At 72.1% G+C, this 8606-nt stretch carries 9 protein-coding genes; 4 read left to right on the top strand and 5 right to left on the bottom strand.

What is annotated here, in order from left to right; all coding sequences use genetic code 11:
• Positions 1-739: 739 nt before the first annotated feature.
• Positions 740-1498 (bottom strand): hypothetical protein, encoded by a 759-nt coding sequence (locus OG883_RS44315; protein WP_266554214.1) that lies wholly within the window; start codon positions 1496-1498, stop codon positions 740-742.
• Positions 1499-2753: 1255 nt separating this feature from the next.
• On the opposite strand from OG883_RS44315, the gene OG883_RS44310 reads away from it, so the two are divergent.
• Complete coding sequence (locus OG883_RS44310; protein ID WP_266554212.1) at positions 2754-3434, top strand: hypothetical protein; 681 nt, start codon at positions 2754-2756, stop codon at positions 3432-3434.
• A gap of 478 nt (positions 3435-3912) precedes the next feature.
• Here the strand turns inward: OG883_RS44310 and OG883_RS44305 are convergent, their stop codons facing one another.
• The 4 genes from OG883_RS44305 to OG883_RS44290 all read right to left on the bottom strand — a co-directional run bounded on the left by OG883_RS44305 (position 3913) and on the right by OG883_RS44290 (position 6085).
• Positions 3913-4341, bottom strand: a complete 429-nt coding sequence (locus tag OG883_RS44305) for a hypothetical protein (RefSeq protein ID WP_266554210.1) — start codon at positions 4339-4341, stop codon at positions 3913-3915.
• 78 nt (positions 4342-4419) lie between these two features.
• Positions 4420-4731, bottom strand: coding sequence for a hypothetical protein (locus OG883_RS44300; protein ID WP_266554208.1), 312 nt, complete (start codon positions 4729-4731; stop codon positions 4420-4422).
• A gap of 72 nt (positions 4732-4803) precedes the next feature.
• The gene (locus OG883_RS44295; protein WP_266554206.1) at positions 4804-5517 is read right to left on the bottom strand and encodes a hypothetical protein; all 714 of its coding nucleotides are present in this window, start codon (positions 5515-5517) and stop codon (positions 4804-4806) included.
• 55 nt (positions 5518-5572) lie between these two features.
• Positions 5573-6085: a hypothetical protein gene (locus OG883_RS44290; RefSeq protein WP_266554204.1), complete on the bottom strand. Its 513-nt coding sequence runs from the start codon at positions 6083-6085 to the stop codon at positions 5573-5575.
• A gap of 332 nt (positions 6086-6417) precedes the next feature.
• Between OG883_RS44290 and OG883_RS44285 the strand changes: the two genes are divergently transcribed.
• From OG883_RS44285 to OG883_RS44275, 3 genes are all read left to right on the top strand, one after another.
• Positions 6418-6864 (top strand): hypothetical protein, encoded by a 447-nt coding sequence (locus OG883_RS44285; protein WP_266554202.1) that lies wholly within the window; start codon positions 6418-6420, stop codon positions 6862-6864.
• A 967-nt stretch (positions 6865-7831) separates the two neighbouring features.
• Positions 7832-8140, top strand: a complete 309-nt coding sequence (locus OG883_RS44280) for a hypothetical protein (RefSeq protein WP_266554200.1) — start codon at positions 7832-7834, stop codon at positions 8138-8140.
• Positions 8141-8335: 195 nt separating this feature from the next.
• Entirely contained in the window at positions 8336-8545 is a 210-nt protein-coding gene (locus OG883_RS44275; RefSeq protein ID WP_266554198.1) for a hypothetical protein, read from the top strand.
• Positions 8546-8606 lie beyond the last annotated feature (61 nt).

The raw sequence follows: 8606 nt of genomic DNA, 5'->3' as shown, positions 1-8606 counted from the left end.
GCCCTCGTCGACACCCGCGGTGACACGGCCCGGACGGCTCGGCAGCACGCAGCGGGAGGGCGCAGGGCGTCGGCGGGACGGAGACGGCGGTTCGCCCGGGAGCAGCAGGGAGGGTGTCCGGCGGACGGGGCGCGGCGGCGGTGCGGGAGTCAGGGGGCCCAGGGAGCGGGCGGGGTCGACGGCGGTGGTGTTGCCGGGCCCGCAACACCACCGTGCCGAGCGGGCCGACGAGCAGCTGCCCCGCGGGGCGCCGGCCACATGGTGCGGCTCGGCGAGAGTAGCCGGGGCGACGGCCTTCGGCCTGCTTCAGCGCCTCCAGTGTCACGCCCGTCATCCTCGAATCCGCAGATCAGCAGGGGGACACCACAGGGCGGCCGGGAGTAGGCCCGGCAAGGTCCTGCAGGCCCGGCTCGGAGGCGGCCGGACAGTTCTGGACAGTTCTGGACGCTGGCGGACACCAGCGGACACCGTCCTCCACGCCTCGGGCCGGCGGCGCGGCCGAGCTGGACGAGCGGGGCGTGCTCCAGGACGTCGCCGGCACACCGGCACCGGGCGACACAGCCCGCCGGTGACTCCCCCGCGGCCGGCGCGACGTACTCGGTCACCACCTGCTACGCCGGTCGGCCTCCGGCGCGGCAGGTGCCTGAAGATCCCGCCCCCGGGCCGGGCAGCGCGGGCGCGGGGCGGCCGGCACCCAGCCGACGGGCGCACCGGCCGTGAGCGCAGGGCCCTGGCCGGCTCATCCGGCCGGCGTCTCCGCCACGGCGGGCACGGCCCCGGCGGCCTCTTCCCCGGCCGAGCTCGCGACGGCCGGCTGGACGTACTCGGCCACCACCTGCTCCAGGACCCCGAAGACCTTCTGCGCCCGCTCGCTGCGCGCACTGCCGAACGACTCCCTCGGGGCCGTCAGCAGCACATGCCAGTGCCTGCCGGTCAGCCGCCTCTGGCCCGCCGCCCGCAACGCGTACCGCACACCCCGGTTCTCCTTCTCCCTCAACACCGCCTGTTCCGGCGACACCAACCGGTGCGCGAGCATCGTCAGGCTCTGACGCAGAGGCAGCGGCACCTCCTTCCACACCGCGTCATCCGTGCCCGGGAGCAGCAGCCCCCGCGCCACCCCGGCCTCCGCCCGCACCGGCCCCGCATCCCCACCAGCCGCACCACCCCGGGAACCGGAACGAGCCCGTGAACGGCGCCCTGGTGCCCCCTCCGCGCCCCCGGCGCCCCCGGCGCCCCCGGCGGACTCGGCGGACTCGGCGGCCGGCTCCTCGACGGGAGCAGCGGCGGCGTCCTCGCCCGCCGCCGGCACCCGGGCCGGGGCCGGGCCGACCTCGGCGGCCGGGCACCCGCCCCCGCGTACGTGAGCGGCCAGCCCCACCGGCGCACCCGCATACGCACAGCTCCCACACCGCACCCAACCCGCGGCCGCCACGGCCTGCTCCACCACCGAGCGTTCCGGGCCGAACCCCGCTTCCACCAGCCGCTGCGGCAGCGTCAAACCCCCTTCCACCGCCCGCAACGCCGCAGCCGCCGTGATGTCATGCCCCCGCACAAACCACCGGCCGATCTCCGCCTCACCCCCACACCCGCAAAAGCAATCCCCACTCGGCACCAACCGCGGCTTCCTCGACTCCGACATAACCCGCGACCGTAGCGCCTCCGGCCCGCCGCAGATCAGCGAACCACCCGACACGACCAGAACCGACCAGAACCCGCCCCAACGCGACCACCCCACCACCACGCACGACCAGCTCGTACACCCAACACGACCACCAGCCCGCACCCCGAACACAGCAGCACAGCGCGGTAGGACAACAACCACCCAGACACGCCACAACAACCCGACCACCCAGACCGACAACCACCCGAGCCCCACATACACGACCACACAGCACAGGAATACAGCCAGACCATGCAGCCCGGCCATGCAGCGAGGTAAGGCAGCGTGACACGCGAGCGCGATAGAACAGCGCGCTCACACACCACGCTGACCCCACGCGACCAGGCACAACACAACCCGGCCCACGAGCACACGAGCCCACCCACAACCAGCCGCCCACACGACACAGGACGGCACGACGTCGGCGGCGGCGGCCGGACGGCGGCGGACGGCGCGGAGGCCGGGCGCGCGGTCGGGCAGCCGGAGGGCGGAGGCCGGGCGCGCGGCGGGCGGGGAGGCGCGGCGCGGCCGGACGGCGTCGAGGCTCGGCGGAGGGGCAGAGGCGGCGCAGGGCGGCGTCGGCGGCACGGGGGCGCGGCGCGGTAGCCCACAGGACGACGTACTCGGCGCCGGGCACGGAGCGGCGCACGGCGGGAGGCCGGCGGCGGGGCAGCACCAGGAGGCGGCGGGACGGGACGGCGGGCGGCAGCCGAGGCGACGGCGGGGCGCGGCGGAGGGCCGGAGCGGGGCGGGTGGCGGGTGGCGGACGGCGGACGGCGGACGGCCGGGACGGGGCGCGGCGCGGGTGGGCGCCGAACAATGCCGAACAACGCCGGACAACGGCGAACAACTCGCCCACCAGCAGAAACTGACGACACAACAACCCGAGACAACCCGAGACGCGGCCGACAGCGGCTCCGGCGTGGCCGGCGGCCGCGGGCACGGGGGCGGGGCGGCGGAAGGGCGGAGGGCGGAGGCGCGGACGGGCGCAGGGGCGCGGCGGAGGATTTTCTTTTGACACTCCCCCCATTGTGAGGTACATTAGTGAATACATCGGGGCGCCCGCCCCGCCCCGAATCCAGGAGGAAATCCGATGGTCATCGACTGGAACAGCAACCAGGCCTACTCGTGCCCGCAGTGCAACCACGACACGGTCGGCACCGTCTCCAGCTGGCTGGTGTACACCTGCTGCAACTGCGGCACCCGCTTCGCGCGCTTCCCGCGCCTGCAGCGCGTCCTGCGCCATGTCGGCATCACCTGCGAGTTCTGCACCCAGGAGCACCCCGTGCCCGTCGACGGCAAGCCCTTCGGCTTCCTGCGCCGCCGTCACACCGGCGTCGGGCAGGACGAGCACCCGGTCGAGGCATGGCTGTACGACACCGACGAGATCCCCGACCACCGCAACCGCGTCCGCTACCGCAACACCCGCTCCAACCGCGCAGAAGCAATGGCCGACCTCGCGTGGTGGCGCAGCATGTTCGGCCCGGTCGAGGACGACCTCAGCCCCGTGCTCGCCGTCGTCGCCGACGACCAGTTCGACAAGATCTACGGGCCCGGCCTCACCGACGAGCAGACGAGCCAGCTCATCAACGGCACCCTGGAGGTCTACGGGGTCGGCATCCTGCGCCCCTACCTCGCCCCCCACCGCCAGCGCGGCCAGTTCTACGCCGACACTGACACCTTCACCTGGGGCCTGATCGCCCCCTCCGGCCTGGAAGGCATCTACACCAAGGCGGCACCCGAGACTCTGGCCGCACACGCCCCGCAGCTCTGACGGGGCGCGGGGCGGCCCGAGGCTGCTGCTGATTGAACAGCGACAGCGGGCCGCCCCGTTCACGTTGACCCTTTTAATTTGACCACGAATCCCCGTCGCACCGTCGCGCGCCTTGCGGCCCGGGTAGCGGCTTCCGGCCGGGCCGGGAATCAAGTTCGGGCACGAGGACGAGCGCACGGTGCTGCGGCGTGACGCGTCCCCCGGATACCCCAGCTCCATTACCTACATCAGCTGACTGCGCCGGCCGACATGACCGCCGTGACCGCGCTCCTCGCCCACGCGGTTCGCCTCACGGGTCACTGACTGGCGGCCTTCGCTGGACAGCGTTCCGAGCAGCACCGGTGGGTTGTGTAGCCCGCCGGTGCTGCTCGGGCTCTCCCGCGAGCGGGAACGCCAGGGGGACACCATGGGCGCCAGGTCGCGGGGTTGGCGAACGAGGTTCGCCAGGGCCCGGCACCGGCAGGTGCCGAGGGCGGTGTCAGTTCGCGCGGCCCTGGAACGTCCACCACCCGTCGTAGCCCGACGGCGGATTCTGGTGGTTCTCCAGCATCGGGCGCAGGACCGCGAGGTGCTGTTCCATCAGGGCCGGCTCCTGTGCGCCCCAGTACCGACTTCCGTCCCAGCGGCCGTGGCACTCGCCTCCGTAACGGCCGTCCAGGTCGGCGGTCAGGATTGCGTGGGGGTCGTCGAGGTTCACCGGCTCGGACAGGTAGTGACGGAACAGGCTGAGCGTGCCGATGCAGGCCCGGTCAACGCCCTTCTGCCGGCGGATCCAGAGCGCATCGGCCTGTCCGCTGAGGTTGTAGTAGGGGTCGCTGTCGCCGTGCTTGACCTGCTCGGCAGTCACGGTGGACAGGTCGATCGCGAACGGCTTGCGGGAGATCAGGAACCGGGCCTCACGAATCATGCGGACTTCCTCGTGCTCAGTGGCGATAGGGGGAGCGGGAGGCGGTGCGGGGCGTCGACGCCCCGCACCGCGCAGTGTTCATGCGGTGGTGTCCGGAACGGCGGAGAAGACGGCGAGCTCGAGGGCGTACAGGCGTCCGCACTTCGGGCAGGTCACTTCCTCGCCCCATTCGGGCAGGTCGAACCAGGCGCGGCACGGCTCGCAGTGCACCGAGTACTTCTTCAGGCCCGCCGTCGCGAGGTTGGCCTTCAAGGGGATGCGGGCGACCGCCTTGGCAGCGTCGCGCAGCCGGTGCACGAGCAGGCTCCTGAGTCCTTCGTCGTCGGGGCCGTTCGGCCTCATGGGGCTGATCTTCATCGACAGCCTGAAGTCGCGCGGGGACAGCGGCATGTGCAGCTCCTGGGTGTTGGGGCTCGGTGGTTCGCGATGGAGGTGGGCGGGGCGCCCGGGGGCAGATGCTTCTCAGGCAGTGGGGGCCGGGGCGACGCGCTCGATGTGCGCGAAGATCACGGTGTCGGCGGCGTAGTTGTCGAAGCCGCGCTCGCCGACGTGGAGGGTGAACTTGTAGGTGCCCGGGGCGACGTCGACGACGGTGTAGTGGCCGAGGCGCTTGTCCTCCGGGGTGCCGCCCTTGGCCTTCCAGTCCTCGAAGTCGGCGATCGAGTACGCCCACAAGTCGGTGCAGATCCACGCCAGGCGGTCCTCCTCCGGGAGGGAGGGGACATCGTCGTCGTCGCGGATCGGGGAGGCGATGATGTAGCTGTTCTCTCCTTCGCGGTACAGGCCGGGGCAGCTGTTGCCCACGGGGCCGTAGGCGCAGCCGAGGGCCGCCATCGCCTCGACGACCTGGGCCTTGCCGAGGGCGGTGTTGTAGGAGGCGCCCGCGTCGATGTCGACGTCGTAGACGTCGCGCAGGTCGTCGGTGACGATCAGCTTCCCGGACGGCACGTCGAGGGTGATCTCCGTGGTGATGCCCATCGGGTAGCGGCACGGGTCCTGGACGTGAACGGTGCCGTCACGAAGGACGTACTTGGGCCGTTCGTCGCAGGTGGCGCAGCTCCAGTGGACGCCCGCCACGAACGGCTCTTCGCCGGGCTCGGCGAAGACGAGCACGTCATCGGTGCGCTTGGGCAGGAGATCGTGGCCGTTGGTGTTCAGGGGGATCCGGCTCGACATGCTCGGGTGCTCCTCGGTGTGGTGGGTTCGCTTGGGGGTCGGCAGGACGGGCCGCTCAGAGGGCGGCCGCAGCCCCGTGCCAGGGCCCCGGGGTCCGCTCGGCCTGCGAGGTGAGGTGCCAGCGCCGGGCGTCGCGGCGGCAGCGGTAGGCCCGCGTCTCCTGCTCGGCTCCGTGGTTGCTGAGGCGGTCGAGCCGGATTCCCGCGAGCAGGTGCAGGGCGCGCCACTGGGTCGGCTGCTCGCCCTTGCGGCACTGGCACTTGGAGTCGCTCACGGGCCAGCGCGGCGCGTCGACGGGAAGGAGGTTCGTGGCGATGAAGTGGACCAGTCCAGCCCGCCGGACGCGCAGCCACTCAGTCCATCCGTCATCGACCGAGCCGATCACGTAGAACCGGGTGACCCAGCCCTTCTTGAGCGTGTAGCGCGCGGTGGCCATGACGGCCGCCCCTCCTCGCCGGCTTCCTTCTACGCGCGCCGTGCCGTAGTCGCGCTGCCAGGAGACCTCCCATCCGTGCTGGGTCATCTGGGCACCGAGGTCCTCGAGAGAGGTGGGGAGAGGGACGTTCACGGGGGTCTCCGGGGCGGTCGTGGTGGGGCGGGGCGCTTGCATCGCCTCGCATTCACTAATTTACCTCAACTCCCCCTTTGGCGCAACTTTTTTGCGTCACTCTCGCGCACTCAACGCATGGCGCGTGACTCTTATAACTTGCTCCACACCCACCATTTGAGTAAATTAGCGTTTACGTTGCGAGGGTTCGACGTCCCCTCGCCGACCCACCCAGGAGGCTTGCCCTGACCGCACTCATCTCGCTCGACGACGACGGCCACCTGTCCATCCCGGACCTCGCCGCGCGCTACTCGTTCGAGCGCAAGGAAGGCTCCGACTCGGAGTGGCGGCCCATGGATCGGTACACGATGCCCGACGGCACGCTCGCGGGCGCGACCGCCGAACTCGCTGGCGCCGTCCTGCTCCACCGGGAAGACAGCGTGGCCACACTCCTGGACGACGGCACGCTGACCCTCTACAGCGACCGCGTCAGCTTCCGGTTCACGCCGGTCGACGGCTGGGAACGGATGACCTCCACCCATGCGCTCGCGGACCGCTACGGCGTCGAGATGACGCACGCCGGACGCGGCACCTGGAGCGCGAAGGACGCCCTCAAGAACGAGGCCTCGGCCGGTGAAGTCCTGGACCTCGCCGACGATGCGCTGCGGATCGGCAGCGACGTCTCCGTACACGCCAGCGGCGTTCTCATCATCGAGACCCGGGCCGCAGGTATCGCCCTCCGGCTGACCCCCCTCGGCGTAGCGGACGGGATCGGAGCGGGCAGGGTCAGCATCGGCTGACGGCCGCCCAGTTTGGCGACGGCGGGCCGTTCCCGCCGGGGTGTCACGCTGTCACGCTCACCCCCTGGGGGCCCGCGGATGGGCCCTCCAGGGGGTGTTTGCGCAGGTCACGGCTGTCACGCTCATGAGCGTGACACTCGGCGTGACAGGGCGCGTGACACTCGGCGTGACAGTGCCGGCCCCCTCCTCGGCGGTGCTCCGCAACCTGCTGGCCGGCGCATCGCCGTCGTCCTGAGACATGCGACAGGCCCATCACCGGGAGCGCATGGGCTGGGCCCGTCGAGGACCCGCGGGGGTTCCGAGCCCGCCGCCGGGATGGCCCTTCCATGGGGCAGGAGCGGCGGAGGGTCCCGGCTTCCACCCCAGAGGCGAGCCGGCCGCGCGCACCTCTGGCTGCACGGTGGCGCCGTCGACCTGCCCGGCGGGCCTTGAGCGGGGCGGCACCCTCGGCGTCCGGCACCTCACGCCCCGCGTCACTGCGGTCGCAGTCACGCCCGCGCTTGCCGAGGCGCCGAGGCCAGTTGCACGTACGCGTCGAGGCGGCCCAGGAGGCAGCGCTCCCGGGCGCAGCGGGCGAGGGAGCTCGGCGCTCCCTCCGTTCCGGTTCGTGGGGCACTCGACAGGCCGCCGCGCCGAGCCCGGGGCCCAGGGCGGAGCCGACTACACCTTGACCGGAGGTCCCGCGCACGCGCGGACCGCCCCGGCTGCGGCGGTGATCAGAAGGGTGCGCGGGCGGAGGTCCCGCGCACGCGCGGACCGCCCGCCCGACGTACGCGGATCGCCACCCGCGAGGAGGGGGACACCACTTCCTCCCTCACCGCATTGACGCTTAAACATTGACCCACACGCGCGCCATGGGTACTTTAGGGATCAGTGGCCTACGGTGCCCACAGAGTCACCTCCGCCTCCTCGCCCGGCGTCACGCGCCGTCGACCCTCCCCCCTCTTTCGTCTGCAAGGAGTTCCGCATGTCCGCCACCAATCCCGCCGGGGCCCCTCTGGATGGGCGGGGCGGCGCCGACCGCGCCGACGCCGACGATCGGTGCCTCGACCTCGTCGCGGGCTATGACGAGGACGGCCCTACCGCCTACGAGTGCGGCGCCCTCGTGCGCCATACGGAGACGGGCTACAGCTGCGCGCGCGGTCACGCCTACACCTATGCCGCGCACCGCGAGGCTGAGGGCTGGGACTACGCGAGCGACCCGGTCGAGGCCGAACTCCTCGGCCGCGCCGGAGTGATCGGCGTACGCCCCGACGACGGCCGGCCCTGGCTGTGACCCGCCCGCCCCGCACCGGCGCCGCGAACGCCAGGCGGCCTTGAGCGGCACCCCCCGCCGCCCAGCCTGCTCCCCCGCAACACCCGCCAACCGCCCCACGACGAAGGAGATCCAGACATTCGCCGGACCATCATCGGCACCCGCTTCACGACCGGGTGCGGCCACTCCTGGAAGCGCCGCCACCCCCGATGGAGCGTGGAGGACCTGCGCGGCGCGTGCGCCGACTGCGCCGTCTGCGGCGAGCTCCTCCTGATCCCGAGCGAGCAGTTCGACGGGCAGGCGGGCGCCTCCGTGCCCGCCGCCGTACACGCACCCCTGTTCCATAAGCATCTCGCCCTGGAATCCGGTGGCGCGTGGCCCGCCGACGGGCGCGGCACCTTCAGCACGACGTTCGCCGCCGACTGACGGCCGCTGCCACACAGCAGGGCAGCGCATTAATTTTGACCTTCACCCCCTCATGGAGTAC

This window comes from Streptomyces sp. NBC_01142 (assembly GCF_026341125.1).
Taxonomy (GTDB): Bacteria; Actinomycetota; Actinomycetes; order Streptomycetales; family Streptomycetaceae; genus Streptomyces.
This window is presented reverse-complemented; position numbering and strand designations above follow the sequence as displayed.